The following is a 21,292-nucleotide window of genomic DNA, read 5'->3' on the forward strand; positions in this document are numbered from 1 at the left end:
GGGCCTTTAGCTCAGCTGGTTAGAGCGCACCCCTGATAAGGGTGAGGTCGGTGGTTCGAGTCCACTAAGGCCCACCATATTCCCTGATAGCTCAGTTGGTAGAGCACTCGACTGTTAATCGAGTTGTCACAGGTTCGAGTCCTGTTCGGGGAGCCATTTATGGAGAGGTGTCCGAGTTTGGCCGAAGGAGCACGATTGGAAATCGTGTAGGCGCCACAAGCGTCTCGAGGGTTCGAATCCCTCTCTCTCCGCCACAAAGTTTATTAGCATGGCCCGTTGGTCAAGGGGTTAAGACACCTCCCTTTCACGGAGGTAACATGGGTTCGAATCCCATACGGGTCATAACATGGAGGCTTAGCTCAGCTGGGAGAGCATCTGCCTTACAAGCAGAGGGTCGGGGGTTCGATCCCCTCAGCCTCCACCATAAACATCCCCAAAAAGTGAAGTTAATGCTTCGCTGCGGATTCCGGGTACTTTCCGGGGGCCCAAGGGATTTAATACTTAAGAACGACGCGGGGTGGAGCAGCCCGGTAGCTCGTCGGGCTCATAACCCGAAGGCCGCAGGTTCAAATCCTGCCCCCGCAACCAATTTTCACTTATGCATTATGTCTTTGGAACCGTGGTGTAGTTGGCCTAACATGCCTGCCTGTCACGCAGGAGATCGCGAGTTCGAATCTCGTCGGTTCCGCCATTTAGTTAATTATTGTTGGGGATTAGCCAAGCGGTAAGGCAACGGACTTTGACTCCGTCATGCATAGGTTCAAATCCTATATCCCCAGCCATTTATGAGAGCCATTAGCTCAGTTGGTAGAGCACCTGACTTTTAATCAGGGTGTCGAAGGTTCGAGTCCTTCATGGCTCACCATTATTTTTAAAGTGTGCGCGTGTGGCGGAATGGCAGACGCACCAGACTTAGGATCTGGCGTTTCACGACGTGGGGGTTCAAGTCCCTTCACGCGCACCATATTTTGCGGAAGTGGCTCAGCGGTAGAGCATCGCCTTGCCAAGGCGAGGGTCGCGGGTTCGATTCCCGTCTTCCGCTCCATAATTTTTGCGCCCTTAGCTCAGCTGGATAGAGCGTTTGACTACGAATCAAAAGGCCGGGAGTTCGAATCTCTCAGGGCGCGCCATTTTTATTAATAAGTAATTACATGTTTTGACGGGATGTAGCTCAGCTTGGTAGAGCACCTGGTTTGGGACCAGGGGGTCGCATGTTCAAATCGTGTCATCCCGATTTTATGCTTATGCGGGTGTAGTTCAATGGTAGAACTTTAGCCTTCCAAGCTAATAGCGTGGGTTCGATTCCCATCACCCGCTTACATAATGAAAAAGCCTTTGCAGATGCAGAGGCTTTTTATCTTTATATAGGAATAACAGTTGATTTTATGTAAGAGTATATTGTTAAAGAGCCAAGACCCCCTTACTGTTCAAATAGGGAGGCCTAGGCTCTTCTGTGTATCTCTGTGGATGTGCTGCTTCTAAGACAAAGCAGCTATTATTACGTGATGTGATTCAGTTTAACGTTCATTGTGATCGGTCACTCTTTTACGCATGCCAGCTAAACCAAGCAGACCCAGCAAACCAAGCCAGCCCCAATCCATGCCGTTGTCACGGTCGGTTGTTGTGGCATTTGCACGAACACTGTTGGTACGATAGTCACCATTGTTGCGGTAGTTTCCATTCATATTCACGTTGGTGTTTGTGCGATCCATGTAGTTGATGTCCTGATAAGACCGGACGCGTGATCCGTTGGTGTTGGTATCCATTCCTTTAGCCATTTGGCCATCAGCAGCAGCAGCTGGACCAGCCAGTGCTGCAACCAGGAGTAAGGATGCAATCGTTGTAGTCACTTTTTTCATGATGGGGATTCCTCCTTTTTGGTTAGATCTATAGATTAATCTGCCCAAAAAGCGAAGGACATTATGTAGAAATGGTCTGTTAAAGTATCCCTATGATTACAGCAGGTTAGGAACATACATAAGAAACTCCTCTAATAAGCAGACTTGTAGTGGGAAGAAATTTATAATTATATCTTTAATTTATTGCGTCACTGTGGTAAAGTATACAAAAGCTTGCTTTGCCGGTCATGTTTCTTTGTATATCATCTGTTCTCAAACAATGAATTTATGCGGTTTAACCTCAGTATCAGGTATATTGGACTATATCTAAAAGAACTGTATATTTATGAATTTTTAAGTATAGGTATGAGACATTTGATTTATGTAAAGTACGTGAAAAAGGTATCATGCGACAGCATATGACCATTAAATGAAGCAGAACAAGAAAATGAATAAAAAAGCGTGTTTTTGTGCTGTAAATCGGGGATAATCCCCATTTTTTCTAGTAGAAAAATAAAGATTTTCGTACCATTTTATTGTATGATGTTATGAAGGTGTCAAATTTACGTGTACGAATGGAACGATCAGATGGGAGGATAAGCATGACTGAAACTATGGTAACCGCCAGCAAAAGCCAATCCAACAACCTGCTTCGTAGAGACGTGCGGTTCCTGGGCAATATACTCGGAGAAGTTCTTGTCCATCAAGGCGGCACGGAGCTTCTAGATATCGTTGAGAAGATTCGGGAAACGAGCAAATCGTTACGTGCAGAATTTTTGCCAGAACTGTATGCAGAGTTCAAAACGATGATCCAGGAATTAGACTCGGACAATCGTCACCAGGTTATTCGGGCTTTCGCTATTTATTTTCAATTAGTTAATATTGCTGAACAAAACCATCGGATCCGGCGTAAACGGGATTATGAACGTTCTGCAGGGAACGCTGTGCAGCCAGGATCGATTGAGAAAGCAGTACAGGATCTTAAGGAACGTGGATTGTCTCATACAGAGGTGGAAGAGATTCTCGACGATTTGTCGTTGGAACTCGTTATGACAGCTCACCCAACCGAAGCCATGCGCCGGGTTATTCTGGATATCCATAAACGGATATCTGAAGATGTCATGCTTCTTGATAATCCTACGCTGACGTTGCGTGAACGTGAACAGTTGCGTGAGAAACTGCTGAATGAGGTTATTACTCTTTGGCAGACAGATGAACTTCGCGACCGCAAACCGACTGTACTCGATGAAGTGCGGAACGGGATGTACTACTTTCACGAAACGTTGTTCCACGTACTTCCGGATGTATATCAGGAGCTGGAACGCTGCCTGAACAAATTTTATCCTGACCATGACTGGCATGTGCCGACGTATTTGCGGTTCGGTTCCTGGATCGGTGGAGACCGGGATGGAAATCCTTCGGTAACTTCAGATGTAACATGGCAGACGTTGTTGATGCAACGCAAGCTCGCTTTGCGTGAATACCAACGGATTATGATTGAACTTATGGGTCATCTCAGCTTCAGCACAAACATCATTCATGTATCGGATGAGCTGGTGCAGTCGATTGAGCAGGACCGCAATTCTGTTACATTGAAAAAAGTGGATATCTGGCGGAATGAAAAAGAGCCATATCGCATCAAATTGGCCTATATGATTGCCAAGCTGAACAATGTGCTGGATGAGAACAAATTAGGTCAGGCTGACCGTTATCATAGCGCTCAGGATTTGATTGATGATCTGATGATTATTGATCGAAGTCTGCGCCATCATTTTGCCGATTACGTAGCAGATACGACTATTCGTAAAATGATTCGTCAAGTCGAGTTGTTTGGTTTCCATACCGCTGCATTGGATGTGCGTCAGCACAGTCAGGAACATGAAAATGCGATGTCGGAGATTTTGGCGAAAATGAACATTGTAGAAGATTATGCACGTCTCACAGAAGACGGTAAAATCGATCTGCTTGCTCGTTTGCTGGATGATCCACGTCCGCTTACTTCTCCTTATCACCAATACTCAGAGGGGACCAAAGAGTGTCTGGATGTCTTCCGCACCATTAAGCGTGCCCAGAACGAATTTGGAACCGGCTGTATTACAAGTTACCTGATCAGTATGACGCAGGGCGCAAGTGACTTGCTGGAGGTTATGGTGTTTGCCAAGGAAGTGGGCTTATTCACCAAAGGAAACAATGGTGAGGTTGTAGCTACACTTCAAGCGGTACCGCTGTTTGAAACGATTGATGATCTTCATGCGGCTTCGGACATTATGCAAAAGCTGTTCAACCTTCCTGTATATCGCGCAAGCGTAAAAGGACGGAATGAACTGCATGAAATCATGCTTGGTTATTCAGACAGTAACAAGGATGGCGGAGTGGTTACAGCCAACTGGGAACTGCGTGTAGCCATGAATGCGATCACGGCTGTAGGTAATGAACATGGCGTTAAGCTGAAGTTCTTCCATGGACGCGGCGGGGCTCTTGGACGTGGCGGCATGCCGCTCAACCGCAGTATTCTTGCTCAACCACCGCATACGATTGGCGGAGGCATCAAGATTACAGAGCAGGGAGAGGTTATTTCTTCTCGTTATTCCCTTCAGGGGATTGCATACCGTAGTCTGGAGCAGGCAACTTCTGCTTTGATTACCGCAGCACTGAATGGTCTTGAGCCGCAAGAATCAGAATCCGAGCGTCATTGGGACAGCATCATCAAAGAGATTTCGGAAGTATCCCTGACGAAATATCAGGATTTGATTTTCCGTGATCCGGACTTCTTCACTTTCTTCAAGGAATCCACACCGCTTCCAGAGGTGGGTGAACTGAATATTGGTTCACGTCCATCCAAGCGGAAAGGGAGCGACAAGTTCGAAGATCTGAGAGCGATTCCTTGGGTATTTGCATGGACGCAAAGTCGTTATCTGCTTCCGGCATGGTATGCTGCAGGAACAGGGCTGCAAAGTTTCTATCAGGATAAAGAGGAAAACCTGGTTGTCCTGAAAGAAATGTATGCAAGCTTCCCATTCTTCCGCACGCTGATTGATACGGTTCAGATGGCTGTAGCCAAGGCAGATCTGGTGATTGCCAAAGAGTACTCAGCCATGACTTCCAATAAGGAAGCTCGAGATCGCATATACGGTCAGATTGAAGCCGAATTCAAGCTTACCAAAGAGCTGATCCTGAAAATTACCGGAGAAGCTGAGATTCTGGATGATGTTCCAGTTATTCAAGAATCCATTCGTCTTCGTAACCCTTATGTGGATCCATTGTCCTACATGCAGGTTCAACTGCTAAGCGAGCTTAGAGATATGCGTGAACGTGGTGAGGATGATACGGAACTGCTCAGAGAAGTGTTGCTGACAATCAATGGCATCGCTGCAGGGCTGCGGAATACAGGCTGATCATTGAAGGGCTGCATTTGAATAATGATGTGTAACAAAGTACCCATTACTTTGTTGAATAAAAGCTCCATTCTCTCCTTTACGGAGTGAGAGATGAAACGGGACTCCTGCGGGAGTTCCCGTTTTTACTGTTTTTGGAGGATATTTGTCATACAGTCTTGATTTTTGACCAAAGTTGATTTACGATTTGATTGGTGAATTACAAGTGTGGACGGGTATTAGAAGACGGAAGACCCATCAGCATGTCTGGGGGAATAAGGGTGGACAATTTGGAGAATAGGCTTGTGAAACTGGTGCTCAAGGGTGACCAGAGAGCCTTCGCAGAAATCGTTGAACTATATAAGGACAAGCTATTTCATTTGGCATACCGGATGCTGAACAATCGTCATGAAGCTGAAGACGTTGTGCAGGAGACGTTTTTACGTGTGTTTCGCAATCTGGAGAAGTATGATCCGAACCAGAAGTTCTCAACCTGGATATACCGGATCGCGACTAATCTGTGTATTGACCGACTGCGTAGAAAGAAACCTTTATACTCTTTGGATGCTGAACTGAACGATCAGGAGGGATCTGATGGTTATGCGATGCTTCCAAGTGATGATCGTACACCGGAGAGTGAAGCACTCCTGTCGGAAACGCAGACGCTCATTCGTGAAGCCATTGACAGTTTGCCAGCCAAGTATAAGTCCGTTATGATTCTGAGATATTTACAGGACTTGTCGCTACAGGAAATCAGTGACGTGACAGGTATGCCCGTAACAACGATCAAGACACGCGTTCATCGAGGCCGTGATTTTCTGCGTAAAAAATTGGAGTATAAGTTATAAATGTTAAACGCCTTTAAATATGGGCGAAATTATTTGAAACATATCCGAAACGGATGCGTATGTAATGTATGCAAGTCTTATGTGTGCTATTTAATGGCTCATGGACTAAGTGATTTAAGAAAGGATTGGCTCTCATATGGATTGCAACTCGGCCGTCTCTTTAATGCATGAATGTTTGGATGAGTCGTTGTCCCCGGCCCAGAAGGTTGAATTGAAAAGTCACCTTGTGATCTGTCCGGATTGTCGCATGCGCTTTAAAGAGTTGGAACAGACGGAAATGCTACTCTTTGCCATGAAACACTATTCACCGTCTGCCTCTGATGAGCTGACCAATCGAATTATGAATGCTCTGCCCCAGCCCAAGAGACAGCAAGTATGGCTCAAATGGGTCAAAGGACATCCCGCGCTGACGGCGGCAGCCTTCTTTTTGGTCGTGATGCTCTTTAGCGCCTTGAATTTCTGGAATCAGAATAACGAAATGGTCGTTAAGGGAAATAATTTGGACCAGATCGTGATTCAGGGTAACACGGTTATTGTTCCTGAAGGTAAGTCAATTGCTGGCGATCTTACGATAGAAAATGGAACCGCGCAAGTATATGGGGATGTGAACGGCAATCTGACGGTTATCGACGGACAACTGTTTCAGGCTTCAACAGCGCATATTTCAGGTCAAGTGAAAAGCATTGATCAGGCGCTGGACTGGTTCTGGTACAAAATAACCAATATGGTAAATGAAGTGGCTTATCGCTAGAACAGGGTAAATTCTTCAATGGTATATACCAAGCAGGGTACTCCAGATTGCATGGGGTACTCTTTTTTATACGTAAACTTTGTAATTCATGGTAAATGTGATGTTTATGCGCAGTTTGAGACTGCCGTAACTTGCAACCTGAACGTTAACGTTATAACCTAGATACTAAAGAGAACATACTACTACATATAGATACGCATCTTGCACAAATCAAATGATGCAAAAATGCGGAGACAAAGGATTATATAAAATCCTAATGGGTTAATATGAGATCAGGGTTTACTCATCAATGGGGATAGCGGGGGCTGGCTTATGAATTATTTTGCTGACTTAACGTGGACAGAGTCCATTAAGGACGTTATCGATATATTGATCGTTACCTATATTATGTACAAACTGATTTTGCTTGTGCGGGGTACACGTGCGGTTCAGCTCCTGAAAGGAATTCTGTTCCTTGTGCTGATCTGGGCATTAAGTACGTGGCTAAACCTGTATACGCTCAAATGGTTAATGAACCAGATGTTTACGTTTGGTGTGGTTGCGGTGTTCATTATCTTTCAGCCGGAACTGCGTCGTGGTCTGGAGCAATTGGGACGCGGTAAGCTGTTTGGACGTTCAGCGGCAGCGAGTGATGAAGAATTAACGGTGTTAATTGGTGAGATTATTAAGTCTGTTAATTATTTGTCACGGCGTAAAATTGGCGCATTGGTCGTATTTGAACGTGAAACGGGTCTGAACGATTACACGGAATCGGGCATTAAAATGCACTCTCTGGTCAGCTCGGAGCTGATGATTAACATCTTTATTCCAAATACACCGCTCCATGATGGAGCCGTCATTATACAAGGGAAACAGATTTCGGCGGCAGCCTGTTATTTGCCATTATCAGAGAATCCGTTTATCAGTAAGGAACTGGGAACGCGTCACCGTGCGGCAATCGGGATTACCGAAGTTGCAGATGCGATCTGTTTGGTTGTCTCGGAGGAGACAGGGCAAGTGTCGCTGGCAATGAATGGACAGGTCGTTCGTGATATTAAGGAAGAATCACTGATTGCCAAACTGTATGAGGAGTTGCGCCCTACATCCAATCTGAAAAAGAATGGCTGGACAACCTTCTGGAAACGGAAGGGAGGACGTAACAATGGATAAGTGGTTTAACAATAATAACTTTGCCAAAATACTTGCGCTTGCAGTGAGCCTGCTGCTCTGGTTTATGATTCATCTGGACGAAGTACCAACCACTCCTACGATCACAACTGGGACAACCAACAAGATTGTGGAACGTACGGTGCCTGTTCAACCTTATGGATTAGACAGCAACAGCTATGTGCTTACTTCATTAAGTACGGATGAGGTCCGGCTGGAGATCAAAGGGCAGCGCTCGATGTTAACATCGATTTTTACCAATGACGATTACAAGGTACTGGTCGATCTAAGTCAGGTTAAGGATGGGTCCAATACACTGCCGCTGGTACCTGATTTACCTTCCGGTGTAGAAGTGGTCAGTATGGAGCCTTCCATGGTTACCGTGAATGTAGAAAAATTGGGCACCAAATCCTTCAATGTGAATATTGTACCCGAAGGGGAACCATCCGCCGGATACAGCGCTGGAACGCCCGTAATTGAACCTTCTACGCCAGTTAAGGTAACTCTTCCCGAAGGGCAACTCGAGGCCGTAGCGAAGGTCCTGGGCAGTGTGAGCATCAAAGATGCCAAGGAAGATGTCATACAGAAAAAAGTGAAACTTCAAGCATACGATGCTGAAGGTAAAGTCCTTGAAAACGCGATTATAACGCCTCAAACGGTTGAAGTCCGAGTTCCGGTCAATCAGCCCTATACATCTGTACCCTTAAGGATCAAATATTCGGGACAGCTACCAGAAGGCCTGGTTCTCTCCACAGTAGAGCCTAGCGTGAAAGAAGTCTCGGTGTATGGATCAGAGGATGCACTTGCGGGTATACAGTCCTACGACCAAGTAACCCTTGATCTTACACAGTTTGATCAGTCGGGTACATCGACAGTTAACGTGGACTTGACGCCGCCTTCCGGTTTTGAGAAAATCGAGCCTAGTTCGATTCAGATCAAGGTAACCATATCACCATTTGACGAGGCAGAGAAGACAACCAAAGTCTTTCCGAACGTGCCCATCACACTTACAGGTGCGGGGAATGGACTGGAAGGGACGCTGGTTACGCCTCGAAGCGGCGGTCTGAACCTTACACTCACAGGCTCACCAAGTATGCTTGAGGGTCTAAGCAGTGAGGATCTCACGTTGACCGGTGATCTTGCTGGACTTGCGGTGGGAACGCATGAGATCAAGCTTGAAGCCGACCTGCCCCGTTTTGCCAAACTGGATGAATCATCCAATGCTCTGAGTGCAACGGTCAAAATTAGCGAAAAGGCTGAAGACACAACGACTCCTCCTAGCGAAGATCCGACTGACGAGGGAACGGTAGCACCTGACCCTTCACCAGCCGAGGTCGAAAATGGGGAAACGGAGCCTGTTCCTGATGAAGATGAAACGGAATCGAATACGGATACTCAGGATCAGGGCCAACAGGGGAGCACAAGCAGTCGAGGTAATTTAAATAATAATAACAGCGGTACTGGCAGTAAAAGTGGCGCGAATCCGTAAACGTTCTAATTTTAAAATTCTCAAAAAATAATAATAGTGCTCGTATATGATGCGAATAGAAGGAGTTAAATCATGGGGAAATATTTTGGAACAGACGGTGTAAGAGGGGTTGCCAATAAAGAGTTAACGGCAGAGCTGGCTTACAGCATTGGACGTTGTGGTGGTTACGTGCTTGCAGGTGGTGTGGAAAGACCCAAAGTGGTTATCGGCATGGATACTCGTATCTCGGGATTGATGTTGGAATCCGCACTGGTTGCAGGTCTGTTGTCCATTGGCGCTGATGTGATTCGTCTGGGCGTTGTATCCACTCCGGGAGTGGCGTATATTGCACGTTTGTTGAAGGCTGACGCGGGAGTGATGATCTCGGCTTCCCACAATCCGGTTGAGGATAACGGAATCAAGTTCTTTGGCGGAGATGGCTTCAAGCTGTCTGATGAAACAGAGAACCGGATTGAAGAGTTGATGGATGCGGAGACAGATCAATTGCCACGGCCAGTTGGTGGCGGGCTGGGTACCGTAACGACGGATGAAGAATCTCGTTATCGTTACCTCGACTTCCTGAAAACGACTGTTAATGAGTCGTTCTCTGGTCTTAAAATTGTTCTGGACTGTGCAAACGGAGCAGCTTATGAGCTGGCACCGAAATTGTTCAGTGAACTTGGTGCAGAAGTCATTGCCATTGGCGCTGAGCCTAACGGCCTGAATATCAATGAGCAATGTGGATCAACTCATCCAGAGAACTTGAAACAAGAAGTGCTGAAACATAAAGCGGATCTGGGTCTTGCTTTTGACGGGGATGCGGATCGACTGATTGCTATTGATGAGACAGGCGCTGAAGTGGATGGAGACTTCATTCTCTGTATCTGTGGTGATGCGATGAATCGTGCAGGCAAGTTGAAGGACAGTACCGTTGTATCAACGGTTATGAGTAACATTGGATTCTACAAAGCAACAGAGAAACTTGCACTGAAAACAGCTAAAACAGCTGTAGGTGACCGTTATGTAATGGAGGAGATGCGTCGCGGTGGTTACAACCTGGGCGGAGAGCAGTCTGGCCATGTTATTTTCCTGGATTACAACACAACGGGAGACGGTATGCTGACTGCGATTCAACTCGTGGACACGCTCAAGGCTTCAGGTAAAAAACTGAGTGAACTCAAATCACTAATGACCCAGTACCCACAAGTATTGGTGAATGTGCGTGTTGAAGATAAGAGCAAATACGAGGGCAATTCTGCAATCGAGCAAGCTATTGCTACAGTAGAACAACAACTCGGCGATAATGGACGTGTACTCGTTCGTGCTTCTGGTACAGAATCCCTGATCCGTGTTATGGCGGAAGGACCAGATAAAGGTGAACTGGAGCAGTTTGTATCCCAGATTGCAGACGTGGTGCAAAAGGAACTGGTTTAACACCTTAGATATACATTTTGTGTACACATTCCCACTGTGGGATTGCCATCATAGAATGTTATAATAAAGGGTATATGCTTGAAGCTAGAACAGAAAACCCGCGTCCCGATTGGCAAGGCCTAAGGTCTGATATTCCAGTCGGGATTGTGGGTAAATATGCTGAAATTGTCACAGGTACTTTGCTCCATTGCAAAATGGACCTGACGTGCATATAATGAGTGGAGTCGTCATTCAGACACAGAAAGTGAGGAACGTAAGGTTACAGTTACACAAGCGCCAGAGCTTGGAGTTGCGCGGGAAGATGTTGAACACAGGATTTCTTCAAGATTGAAGGAAAGCTGATTAACATCAACGGCAATCAAGCTGACGAGGTGGAGGTGTTCGGATTGTTCGGCGGGGACCTCCCGGTGAAGCACCAGAGCCGTAAACCGGATTGCGGAAAATGGATAGGTGACTGTCCACACAACGCGCCGGTGCAGGTGCAAGAGTTAAACTAAAATTCAAATGAATGTGCGCGAAGGGCGTAAACAGTACGCGGACGGGAAAATGATGTACATTCATGATTGCATTCATAACAGCTTATGATGACTGCGGGGCGACACGAGGTCGCTCTGATCATTGATAATTGAATAAGTAACAAGTATTCATGAAACGCTAGGCAATCACTCATTTTTTCGATATGCCGCCTCTGCCTGTTTCCCTTCGTGACACAGTATTCATATACAAACGGAGGAAATAAACTATGTGCGGTATTGTTGGATATATTGGTAATAAGAACACTCAATCGGTATTGGTCGAAGGATTGAAGAAACTTGAGTATCGTGGTTATGATTCTGCAGGTATCGCGGTATTCACACCGGAAGGTCTGCAAATCACGAAAGCTCTGGGTCGTCTTGCGAACCTTGAAGCCAAGCTGGATGGTGCACCACTGGTAGGTAATGCCGGAATTGGACACACACGTTGGGCAACTCATGGTAAACCATCAGATGAGAACTCCCATCCACACACGGATGGAAGCCAGAAGTTCTCTGTTGTGCATAACGGTATTATTGAGAACTACCTGGATCTGAAGGACGAATTGATGGCTCAAGGTCACACGTTCACTTCCGAAACAGATACTGAGGTTATCTCTCACCTGATCGCACGTGAATATAATGGTGATATCGTTAAAACAGTGCAAAAAGTAATCACGTTGTTGCGTGGTGCATTCGCACTGGGTGTATTGACAGAGCATGAGCCTGAGAAACTCGTAGCTGTGCGTCAAGCAAGCCCATTGATTATTGGTATTGGTGAAGGCGAGAACTTCATTGGTTCCGATATCCCGGCAATTCTGGAACATACACGTAACGTGTACATTCTGAATGATGGCGAAATGGCTGTATTGACACATGATGCTGTCGAATTGATGACGATTGAAGGCAACTTTATTTCTCGGGAAATGATTCGTGTCGATTGGGATGCTGTAACCGCAGAAAAAGGCGGATTCGAGCACTTCATGCTGAAAGAAATTCATGAGCAACCAAAAGCATATCGTGATACAATGCTTGGTCGCATCGATAATGAAGGCAAAAAGGTTCAACTTCCTGAATTGAAAATGACTGAAGAACAAATTAAAAATATCCGTAACGTTCAAATCATTGCATGTGGTACAGCGTACCATGCAGGTCTGGTTGGACGTACAGTGATTGAACAATTGGTGCGTATTCCGGTTGAAACAGATGTGGCTTCCGAGTACCGTTACCGTTCTCCAATCGTGCACAAAGATACACTCGTGATCGTAGTGAGCCAATCCGGTGAAACTGCCGATACGCTTGCTGCATTGCGTGAAGCACAATCCAATGGTGCACATGTACTGGCAATCACAAACGTAGTGGGCAGCTCCATTGCACGTGATGCAGATGATGTTATCGCAACATTGGCAGGCCCTGAAATTGCAGTAGCTTCTACCAAAGCGTATACTTCACAGTTGATCGCGTTCAATTTGCTCGGTCTGTACCTTGCACAAGTTCGTGGTACACAGTCTGCTGAAGAGATTGCGCACACGCTGGCAGCGATGCAAGCATTGCCTGAGCAAGTGGAATCCATGTTGGAGCAAGCAGAAGCAATCAAAGGATATGCAGAGCAAATCTCCAAACATGAACATCTCTTCTTCATTGGCCGTGGTCTTGACTATGCAGTAGCTCAAGAAGGATCGTTGAAACTGAAAGAGATCTCTTACATTCACTCCGAGGCATATGCTGCGGGTGAGTTGAAACACGGTACGCTTGCCTTGATCGAAGACGGTATCCCTGTTATTGCCTTGGCAACGCAGGAGAACGTACTCGAGAAAACAGTGAGCAATATCAAAGAAGTGAAAGCACGTGGCGCGGATGTACTGGCAATTACGTACGAAGAGCACGTAGCACCATTGCTGAAATCCGTAGACCAAGCGTTTGCGATTCCTAAGACGCTGCCACTGCTTAGCCCGGCTCTGTCTGTAGTTGTTCTGCAATTGTTGGCATACTACGCTTCTCTGGCACTGGGTCACGATGTGGATAAACCACGTAACCTGGCGAAGAGTGTAACGGTTGAGTAAGGTGATAAGAGTCTGGATTTAATAATCTTATAACAAGTAAAAGTTATTCAAAAAGATGATATGACCTGGTCATATCATCTTTTTTTGTTATCCGGTATACTGATCATAGGAATTTTTCATCATTAATGGATCTAAGTTGAATGACCATATCGCAAATCAAGAGAGGTGAAAATGATGGAGACTTGTACAGATGTATTGATCGTGGTCGATCTACAAAATGGTGTATGTTATGATGGGAATCATTTGTATGATTTGAATAATCTACTCCATAGAGTGAATAGAAGAATAGCTATGTACAGAGAATTACAAAAACCAATCATTTTTGTTCAACACTGTGATGAAGCATTAGTGCCTGGAGAAGAACCATGGGCTATACATGCCGATCTTGATGTTCAAGAGCAAGATTTTTTAGTGCGGAAAACACATGCGAATTCGTTTTACGAAACAAATCTGAAAAGTCTCTTGGACGAATTAGCTGTACATCGTATCGAGTTTTGCGGCGCCCAAACAGAGTACTGTATGGATGCTACAATAAAATATGCGCATGGATTGGGATACGAAAACTATATGATCCAGAATGGAACGTCCACTTTAGATAATCTATGGATGTCTGGAAAAGAAACGATTTCTTTTTATGAAAATATATGGAACGACAGATTCTTGAAATGGATAAATGGTGAATCGTAGAGAAACGGATCGTACAAACTCACTACATGATAACTCACTACATGAGAATTCTCATTTGAAACGAAACATCTGTATTTTGATATATGAAATTAAAACCATACAGTACAGAAAGGGTCCTAATGACATAAAACATTGTCATAGGACCTCTTTTTTATTTAAATACAAAGTACGCGTTTTCTATGTTAACAGTAGTCTAGATAAGAAGCATTTACTGATTGCCAAGCTTGAAATACACGTTCAAAACTATACAAATAGATCATCTGTTGTCTCTCCGTGTAATATGAAAAGAGTAAAACCATTGGTTACGCCCAAGTCGTAGTTGTTTCAACGGGGAGACGATAGGAAGGATAACCATCTTTGGCTGCTTTACCTATGGAGATCAACATCACGGGCTGGAATCGTTCTTTATCCAGGCCGAAGGCCTCAGCAATCTGGGCTTTGTCATAACCGGCCATAGGGTTCGTATCATAGCCATGTGCACGGGCAACGAGCATGAGTTGCATGGATATGAGGCCTGAATCAATGAGGTTCATATCACGGAGTTCCGATGCACTTATGTTTGCATAATAAGGTTTTACCTGTTGCATCTGCATATCCATAATGTCTTGGGGCATGTATCCAAGTTCCACCGATTTGCTGAAGATCTCTTCCATGTAATCAACGTTGTTAGCATCGTAAAATATGGCAATGACAGCGGAAGACGTTAGTGCCTGGGTCTGGTTAAAAGAGGCCAGTGGTGCAAGTTTCTCTTTGCCTTCAGCACTGTCAATGACAAGAAAACGCCACGGTTGCATGTTAATGGCCGAAGGAGCACGTGAAGCTTTCGCTAATATTTCGGTCATCTCCTCACGACTGATTTTCACTTCAGGGTCATAAACTTTAACGGAATGGCGCTCCAAAACGATGGTATCAAAATCATTTGTTTTGTTGAATTGGCCAGTAATTGTATTCATATTGAAATCTCTCCTCATATCTAATTTTGGTGAGATTGGGGTATGGGTTATATCTCCATCCGTCTCACTATGAGGAGTGTAAACTATGAAGTATACTTTATAGCAAGAAGAAGAAAAGGAGAGATCCATATGAAAATTAGTGAAGTAGCGAACAGTGTAAACCTTCCGATATCCACGATTCGGTACTATGAGAAAATAGGTATTATCACAGATGAACATGTGCTGAGAGATCATAATAACTATCGCATCTATGCGCAGAGCATAATTCAGCATCTGGAAGTTGTGAAACAATGTTTAGCTGTGGGGTTTACGATTCATGAGATACAGTTGATGATCTCTAAAAATGGGTTTTCAAGTACAGATCAAGCAAGTATTATCCAAGCCAAAATATCAGAAATTGAAGAAGCACAAAAACAATTAGAAAATTCCAAACAAAATTTGTTCGAAATTCTTAAAGCGGATATCACGTGTGAGGATGGTTTTGGTAAGTATTGAGCCGGACGTTCCTCTTGAGCTTTTCAGTCAGCAGGTTTGTACGTCAAATCGAAACAATAGAGTACAGACCATCCTGTAAACGTAGATTACCGGGTAGCCCAGTTTCCACCTTAACCTCAGTAGCAAATACACCGGGCATGCGCCCGTCCGGGAACCAGGGCATCTGTTTATCAATGACAATAAACATGCCTTCTGCATCACCCGTGGGGGAGAATTTCTTTCCGTCTCCAGCAAAGGGTTCAAGTTGATAATGCCCATTCAGTGTGTTCATTGTCTGAGGAACATCATCCACGGGCATGCCGATTTCACTAATACATAACAGATGGTTCGTTTCAAAAGCTTCATCGACTGTATTTTCGAGTGAGTGGTGAGCGATGAATTCCATCAAGTTGCCACTTGGATCATAGAAATAGATGGCCGTTGCATCCCAGTAAGAGAAATAGAATTCATCCTCTCGATCTTTGGAAAGTAACGGAATGTTACGGTCTTGGGCCCACCTTTTCGCGTCAGCAAGTTTATTCGTTGGAATCGTAAACGCTACATGATAGTATGGCTTCTCTTGTTCTGTAGCCTTTTTGAAAGAAATGACCGAGCTTCCTGCACGGAATGAAACAAATGTTGTACCATCCTCCACAAGCTCCAATTCGAGTAGTGTACCGTAAAACTCTTTTATGGCCTCGATCTGATGTGTCAACAAACCAACTTCTCTTATTTTCATTTCAAAATCCTCCTTCTAAACTCATCCTTGATTAAAATACTCGATCGTTTTCTCAATAAATGCCTTGGCTGATTGTGTCAGATAACGGTCGGAGCGATGGATGATCTCAAAGTGTCGGTATGGCGGATCATCTGTTATCCGAATGCAACGTAGCGTGGGCTCATTCATGGCTTGGATCAGAGGATAAGGCAGCAATGTTCCTCCGACGTTGGCTTTGACCAGGCTAATGATGGAGGTTGCCGAACTGGTCTCCATGATGGTGTTTAGGCTGAATCCATATTTACGGCAATAACCGTCAACCAATTCTCTACCCGTGAATCCTTCGGGGAACATCACCGTTTGAATATCACGTAACTCCTGAATTTCAATCGTGTTTCGTTCAGCCCAAACATGATTTTCGGAAACGACAAGTACGTATTCTTCACTGCATAAAGGAATGCGAACAAGCCGATCATCTGGGGCAGATGTGATCTCAATGCCGATATCGACTTCATTCTCCAACACCTGATTCACGACATAGATCGAAGAGATCACCTTCAATTGCACTTTGGGGAAGCGAGCATGAAAATCAACGAGCAATGGTGTGATACGGTAATCCAAATCGGATGGAAGAACACCGATAACCAATCGTCCCCGCTGATCATTGCGGAATTCTGCTAGCGCATCTTGGGTATTCTGAAGATGCCGGATCATCTGTACACAGTGCTCCAGAAACAGAGTCCCTGCCTGGGTCATCACAATCTTTTTGCCGACACGGTCAAACAAAGGGACACCAAGTTCATCCTCTAATCCACGTATTTGTTGACTCAACGTCGGTTGAGATATGCCAAGTTTCTCAGCTGCCCGGGTAAAATGAAGCTCCTCGCACACCATAATAAAGTTTTCCATCTGACGAATCTCCATGAATTCACCTCTAATCATTGGTTTTAGTAATCATTTTAATAGAAATAATAGTATTGTTCAATTATTATGATCATCCTATACTTAATCTTGCACCACCTAAAGATACTGTCATTAACCAATAGGAACTATGGTGAAGGCAAGGATACTACTATCACGAGGTGATCCATAATGAAACTTTTTTATATTATATTGGCGCTGATTCTGGCTTCACTGAACTTAAGACCACCGATTACCTCCATTTCTCCTCTCATGAGCACCATACAGAATGATCTGGGTTTGAGTGGCATGACGGCCAGTCTCTTAACAACACTACCGGTATTATGTATGGGCATATTCGCTCCGTTCTCCGTAAGACTAAGTAGAAGGTGGGGAAACGAAGGGGCCATTGCACTGGCTTTAATCCTTATTGGGATAGGTACAGGATTACGATTGTTCGTGGGCGCATCCCCTCTAATGATGTTTACTTCTTTTCTGTCGGGTGTAGGGATTGCATTGGCAGGCCCGCTGCTGTCCAGCTTTATTAAGCAGTATTTCCCTAACCGAGTGGCAGCCATGGTAGGCATCTACTCTACAGCGATGGTGATGGGGGCCAGCATTAGTGTGGGATTATCGGTTCCGCTTCAGCATACGCTGGGTGGATCTTGGAGAAGGTCTTTAGCCATATGGGCATTGCTCGCATTCATTGCATTGCCAATCTGGTTGAAATTAGCCTGGTCTGCGCGTATAAAGCGGCAATCCGGACAAACTTCATCTGTCATTCATGCACCACTTCCGGTGAAGAACAGGCGTGCATGGGTGCTGACATTGTTCTTTGGACTGATGGCAGCGATCTTCTATTCATTAACCGCTTGGCTTGCATCAGCCGTTCAAAGCCAGGGATATAGCCAAGAGACTGCTGGCAACATCCAAACGTTATTTACATTGATATCACTGCCCTCAACGTTATTCATTCCGATGCTTGTACACCGGTATCAAAGACGAGTATTCTGGCTTGTTGGATGTGCGATGTTGGAGTTGATAGGTGTCCTGATGCTGAATCTCTCTGTTAGCCCGTGGCTCGCGGCGATTCCGCTTGGCATTGGTGCAGGTGGGCTATTCCCGATCGCACTGATGCTGCCGATAGATGAGACAAACAATGCACAGGAAGCCAGCAGCTGGTCCGCTATGACGCAATCTGGCGGTTATATTCTGGGAGCACTTGGCCCGCTTGCGATCGGTTGGCTTCATGATCTGACAGGCAGCTTTGTGCAAGCATTCTATGGTTTGGCTATTATTATTGTGCTGCAGATTATCGTTCAAATAGCTATTGGTAACAAGAAAAGCTCAAAAGTTGTTGACCCAGCGCAGGAGCTAAAAGGCATGTAAAGTAAAATGATTATAGAAATATGATCGTTATACCTGATCCAACAAGTCCATATAGTACTGCCGCAAGGCTTCCTTTAATGTGTCGGGTTCCAAGATCTTAATGGATTTACCGAATCCTGCAAGGTACCGAGTGATGAAATCAAGTTCATGAGGTTCATACGAACCTGCAAGAAACCTTTGTGCCGATGCACTGCCCGACTCTTTGACGTGTATGATCTGCATGGATGGAAAATGTTCTTGCTGGAAAAGTTCAACTCCGGCTTCATCAATTCGACATTGAAATGGAATAGCATCTGGTGATGGTTGCCATAACGAATGGGTATCCTGTGCATGAAGGTCAATAACATGAGGCAAAGGTTCAATGTCGGACACTTCGGTTGAAATGATCCGGTCGCAGCGGAACACACGATATGCCTGCTTATGCAGATCATAAGCCTGGCAATACCAGTAGCCCTTCCTTGCATAAAGTGCAATGGGTTGAATGGTACGGACGCTGGTGCTGGATGTACGAGATGATGAATCTGGTTGCTCAGAATCAGGAAGATTTGCAGGAGATGGCCTGTGATCAGGCGATCTACGTTGATTAGCGTACGTAATCTGGATCACTATACTCTGCACAGCAGCCACCAACAGAAACTCCAAATGTTCACTATCCCGGATCTGCTCCGTATGTCGGAAGGAAACACGGTGTTGGATGTTCTCAATATCCTGTCGTTGCTTGTCGGATAACGCGCTCATAAATTTCTCATGAATGGTCCGGAAAGAGACCTGAAAGGGTAAGCTGGAGAAGCTTCGGAGGGCCTGCATCGCAAAATAAAGGGCATGAAGTTCACCCGTATTAAACGAAATGGGTGGCAGCTGCATCTGTTGCAGCAGTCGATATCCGCCGTAGCGTCCATATTCGACATAGATGGGCGCACCCAACGCTTCCAATGAAGCGATATCTCTTATCGCGGTTCGTTTGGAGATCTGGAACTCCTGCATAAGATCTTGCAGGGTAAACTGTTGTTTTTGATTAATAAAGCGCAGCATCTGGTTCATGCGTTCTGATTTTTTCATATCGAATCCTCTTAATGGTGCCATAGATTGACACCTTTCATTGTTATAGTGATAAGTGTAATCCAATAGGAACAAGGAGGCAAACTAATGAATGTTGAAGTGATACCATTTTTGTCAATGAACGGGGATGCGGCGGCAGCCATTGCTTTTTATGAGGAGTTTCTGGGCGCTAAAGTCATATTCAAGAAAAGTTATAAAGAGATGAAGGAGATGAACCCGGGCTTCGAGTACCCTGCTGGTCAAGATGAGTATATTACACATTCGGTACTTGAGATTGGGGTTAACAAAGTGATGATTGCGGAAGAAGCAATGGACACCGAGAGAGCATGGCAGCTGGGGAACAGCACGTCACTATGTATTCAATCCAAGGATAAACAAGCAATCGATCAACTGTATCATTCTTTGGTGCAACATGAGGGCGTGAAGGTACTGGTTCCGTATGAACAAAATGAATTTAGTCCAGGTTATGGCATTGTGCGGGACCCGTTTGGCATTGCGATACAGCTATGTGTGACTGTGCACGATTTTTAAAATGAGTCCATGCCCCCGGGTACTCACTCGGCAAGTAAGCCTACAACTAACTTCAAAACATCAACAAAGAAGAGCCATGGATATCATGTGCTCTTCTTTCTTCGGTTTCTCACTATCAATCAATTATTTGCTAAGCGTTACCGCTTGAGCTTGGTCATTTTTTTCACTGAAAATCAGAGCTAATGCAGCCAACATCAGGATGAGTGAGACAGCTCGCTGCCAAGAGAATGCAATGAATTCACCACCAAAAAGCCCCATGGCATCGATGATAAAACCGGCAACAATCTGACCTACGATCGCCGTAAGGTTGGCAGGTGTTACGCCCAGCTTATTAACGGCCAATGTGGACAGGAATAAATATCCGAAACCAAGGAAAACCGCAGAAAGCTGTAATTTGGGCGCATGAAGCAAGTCGAGTAGATGTCCACTGCCAAAAAAATTAATGAGTACAGCCAGAATGAGTGTACCTGACGCAAACGTAAAAAAAACGGTTTCCAACAGCCCAATATTTCGGCTAATCGTACCATTGATCGAGGACTGCGCACTAAGTACAGCTCCACCAACTAAGGTGACAAGAACAATCAATAAACCTATACCCATCGTAATCCTCCTCTAGAATAAAGTAAGAGCCAGCGCGCCCAGCATAAGTACCAAGGCGGCAATTCGTTTGCTTCCTACCGCTTTGCGATTGCTCCCAAGCCATCCGTAATGATCAATCAGAATACTGGTCACCATCTGCCCAACAACAATGGCAATCATGGAGATTCCTACACCCACAATGGGAACACCAATGACTAATGTAAGCAGGTAGGTGACCCCAAGCAAACCCCCGAGCAGGTTCCACTTAGGAAATTTGGTGATGGCAGCGAGGTTTCCTCTACCGAAGAAAATCAGCAGAATCAGCGAAATAATTGCCCCCATGAAGAAGTTGTAGAAATCAGCTTCCAGTGTGCCGACTTGTTCTCCAAGTTTGCCGTACAGTGCCCCTTCAAAGCTTAGAAGAGCACCTGTTGCAATAGCGATCATGTAAAAAATCAGCTTTTTCAATCTATTCTCGACTCCTTAAAATGGGTTGAATGTAAAGGTGCATGACTCATCATAAGAAAATGGGGAGGGGAAAACAATGAAAGATCTTGCTTTATTTTTC

The 21,292-nt window shown here is 45.0% G+C and carries 18 protein-coding genes and 14 tRNA genes; 25 read left to right on the forward strand and 7 right to left on the reverse strand.

Annotation, left to right across the window (positions count from 1 at the left end):
• From ACE3K2_RS20865 to ACE3K2_RS20930, 14 genes are all read left to right on the forward strand, one after another.
• Positions 1-77, forward strand: a tRNA-Ile gene (locus ACE3K2_RS20865).
• A 3-nt stretch (positions 78-80) separates the two neighbouring features.
• A tRNA-Asn gene (locus ACE3K2_RS20870) sits at positions 81-156 on the forward strand.
• Positions 157-161: 5 nt separating this feature from the next.
• Positions 162-254, forward strand: a tRNA-Ser gene (locus ACE3K2_RS20875).
• A gap of 16 nt (positions 255-270) precedes the next feature.
• Positions 271-342: transfer RNA gene (locus ACE3K2_RS20880), tRNA-Glu, on the forward strand.
• 6 nt (positions 343-348) lie between these two features.
• Positions 349-424, forward strand: a tRNA-Val gene (locus ACE3K2_RS20885).
• Between the two features lie 87 nt (positions 425-511).
• Positions 512-588 (forward strand) — tRNA-Met (locus ACE3K2_RS20890).
• 25 nt (positions 589-613) lie between these two features.
• A tRNA-Asp gene (locus tag ACE3K2_RS20895) sits at positions 614-691 on the forward strand.
• A 16-nt stretch (positions 692-707) separates the two neighbouring features.
• Positions 708-782: transfer RNA gene (locus tag ACE3K2_RS20900), tRNA-Gln, on the forward strand.
• A gap of 7 nt (positions 783-789) precedes the next feature.
• Positions 790-865, forward strand: a tRNA-Lys gene (locus ACE3K2_RS20905).
• Positions 866-880: 15 nt separating this feature from the next.
• A tRNA-Leu gene (locus ACE3K2_RS20910) sits at positions 881-964 on the forward strand.
• Between the two features lie 6 nt (positions 965-970).
• Positions 971-1,045, forward strand: a tRNA-Gly gene (locus ACE3K2_RS20915).
• Positions 1,046-1,053: 8 nt separating this feature from the next.
• Positions 1,054-1,130 (forward strand) — tRNA-Arg (locus ACE3K2_RS20920).
• Positions 1,131-1,160: 30 nt separating this feature from the next.
• A tRNA-Pro gene (locus ACE3K2_RS20925) sits at positions 1,161-1,234 on the forward strand.
• A gap of 12 nt (positions 1,235-1,246) precedes the next feature.
• A tRNA-Gly gene (locus ACE3K2_RS20930) sits at positions 1,247-1,317 on the forward strand.
• A gap of 200 nt (positions 1,318-1,517) precedes the next feature.
• On the opposite strand, the gene ACE3K2_RS20935 is transcribed toward ACE3K2_RS20930, so the two are convergent.
• Positions 1,518-1,859, reverse strand: a complete 342-nt coding sequence (locus ACE3K2_RS20935; RefSeq protein WP_421894540.1) for a WGxxGxxG family protein — start codon at positions 1,857-1,859, stop codon at positions 1,518-1,520.
• Between the two features lie 581 nt (positions 1,860-2,440).
• Between ACE3K2_RS20935 and ppc the strand changes: the two genes are divergently transcribed.
• The 8 genes from ppc to ACE3K2_RS20975 all read left to right on the forward strand — a co-directional run bounded on the left by ppc (position 2,441) and on the right by ACE3K2_RS20975 (position 14,121).
• The gene (ppc, locus tag ACE3K2_RS20940; RefSeq protein WP_421894543.1) at positions 2,441-5,233 is read left to right on the forward strand and encodes a phosphoenolpyruvate carboxylase; all 2,793 of its coding nucleotides are present in this window, start codon (positions 2,441-2,443) and stop codon (positions 5,231-5,233) included.
• Between the two features lie 260 nt (positions 5,234-5,493).
• Positions 5,494-6,060, forward strand: a complete 567-nt coding sequence (gene sigW / locus ACE3K2_RS20945; protein WP_421894546.1) for an RNA polymerase sigma factor SigW — start codon at positions 5,494-5,496, stop codon at positions 6,058-6,060.
• Between the two features lie 136 nt (positions 6,061-6,196).
• Complete coding sequence (locus ACE3K2_RS20950; RefSeq protein WP_017692118.1) at positions 6,197-6,811, forward strand: zf-HC2 domain-containing protein; 615 nt, start codon at positions 6,197-6,199, stop codon at positions 6,809-6,811.
• 312 nt (positions 6,812-7,123) lie between these two features.
• Positions 7,124-7,960 (forward strand): diadenylate cyclase CdaA, encoded by an 837-nt coding sequence (gene cdaA / locus ACE3K2_RS20955; protein ID WP_017692119.1) that lies wholly within the window; start codon positions 7,124-7,126, stop codon positions 7,958-7,960.
• Complete coding sequence (locus tag ACE3K2_RS20960) at positions 7,953-9,446, forward strand: YbbR-like domain-containing protein (protein WP_421894551.1); 1,494 nt, start codon at positions 7,953-7,955, stop codon at positions 9,444-9,446. The genes cdaA and ACE3K2_RS20960 overlap by 8 nt, the downstream gene beginning before the upstream one ends.
• 72 nt (positions 9,447-9,518) lie before the next feature.
• Positions 9,519-10,859: a phosphoglucosamine mutase gene (glmM, locus tag ACE3K2_RS20965; RefSeq protein ID WP_421894554.1), complete on the forward strand. Its 1,341-nt coding sequence runs from the start codon at positions 9,519-9,521 to the stop codon at positions 10,857-10,859.
• A 742-nt stretch (positions 10,860-11,601) separates the two neighbouring features.
• Positions 11,602-13,434: a glutamine--fructose-6-phosphate transaminase (isomerizing) gene (glmS, locus tag ACE3K2_RS20970; RefSeq protein ID WP_421894557.1), complete on the forward strand. Its 1,833-nt coding sequence runs from the start codon at positions 11,602-11,604 to the stop codon at positions 13,432-13,434.
• A 174-nt stretch (positions 13,435-13,608) separates the two neighbouring features.
• The gene (locus ACE3K2_RS20975) at positions 13,609-14,121 is read left to right on the forward strand and encodes a cysteine hydrolase family protein (RefSeq protein WP_421894996.1); all 513 of its coding nucleotides are present in this window, start codon (positions 13,609-13,611) and stop codon (positions 14,119-14,121) included.
• 302 nt (positions 14,122-14,423) lie between these two features.
• On the opposite strand, the gene ACE3K2_RS20980 is transcribed toward ACE3K2_RS20975, so the two are convergent.
• Positions 14,424-15,074 (reverse strand): nitroreductase family protein, encoded by a 651-nt coding sequence (locus ACE3K2_RS20980; protein ID WP_421894560.1) that lies wholly within the window; start codon positions 15,072-15,074, stop codon positions 14,424-14,426.
• A gap of 129 nt (positions 15,075-15,203) precedes the next feature.
• Between ACE3K2_RS20980 and ACE3K2_RS20985 the strand changes: the two genes are divergently transcribed.
• The gene (locus ACE3K2_RS20985; RefSeq protein ID WP_421894563.1) at positions 15,204-15,569 is read left to right on the forward strand and encodes a MerR family transcriptional regulator; all 366 of its coding nucleotides are present in this window, start codon (positions 15,204-15,206) and stop codon (positions 15,567-15,569) included.
• Between the two features lie 43 nt (positions 15,570-15,612).
• Here the strand turns inward: ACE3K2_RS20985 and ACE3K2_RS20990 are convergent, their stop codons facing one another.
• Entirely contained in the window at positions 15,613-16,287 is a 675-nt protein-coding gene (locus ACE3K2_RS20990; protein ID WP_421894566.1) for a VOC family protein, read from the reverse strand.
• Between the two features lie 21 nt (positions 16,288-16,308).
• Positions 16,309-17,190, reverse strand: a complete 882-nt coding sequence (locus ACE3K2_RS20995) for a LysR family transcriptional regulator (RefSeq protein ID WP_421894569.1) — start codon at positions 17,188-17,190, stop codon at positions 16,309-16,311.
• 168 nt (positions 17,191-17,358) lie between these two features.
• Between ACE3K2_RS20995 and ACE3K2_RS21000 the strand changes: the two genes are divergently transcribed.
• Entirely contained in the window at positions 17,359-18,555 is a 1,197-nt protein-coding gene (locus tag ACE3K2_RS21000; RefSeq protein ID WP_421894572.1) for a CynX/NimT family MFS transporter, read from the forward strand.
• 27 nt (positions 18,556-18,582) lie between these two features.
• Here the strand turns inward: ACE3K2_RS21000 and ACE3K2_RS21005 are convergent, their stop codons facing one another.
• Complete coding sequence (locus tag ACE3K2_RS21005) at positions 18,583-19,614, reverse strand: helix-turn-helix transcriptional regulator (RefSeq protein ID WP_421894575.1); 1,032 nt, start codon at positions 19,612-19,614, stop codon at positions 18,583-18,585.
• Positions 19,615-19,701: 87 nt separating this feature from the next.
• Between ACE3K2_RS21005 and ACE3K2_RS21010 the strand changes: the two genes are divergently transcribed.
• Positions 19,702-20,145: a VOC family protein gene (locus ACE3K2_RS21010; RefSeq protein WP_421894578.1), complete on the forward strand. Its 444-nt coding sequence runs from the start codon at positions 19,702-19,704 to the stop codon at positions 20,143-20,145.
• Between the two features lie 123 nt (positions 20,146-20,268).
• Here the strand turns inward: ACE3K2_RS21010 and ACE3K2_RS21015 are convergent, their stop codons facing one another.
• Together ACE3K2_RS21015 and ACE3K2_RS21020 are read right to left on the reverse strand one after the other, a co-directional pair.
• Positions 20,269-20,745 (reverse strand): DMT family transporter, encoded by a 477-nt coding sequence (locus ACE3K2_RS21015; protein ID WP_421894581.1) that lies wholly within the window; start codon positions 20,743-20,745, stop codon positions 20,269-20,271.
• A 12-nt stretch (positions 20,746-20,757) separates the two neighbouring features.
• Positions 20,758-21,192, reverse strand: a complete 435-nt coding sequence (locus ACE3K2_RS21020; RefSeq protein ID WP_421894584.1) for a DMT family transporter — start codon at positions 21,190-21,192, stop codon at positions 20,758-20,760.
• Between the last annotated feature and the right edge of the window lie 100 nt (positions 21,193-21,292).

The organism is Paenibacillus sp. (assembly GCF_048976745.1).
GTDB lineage: Bacteria > Bacillota > Bacilli > Paenibacillales > Paenibacillaceae > Paenibacillus.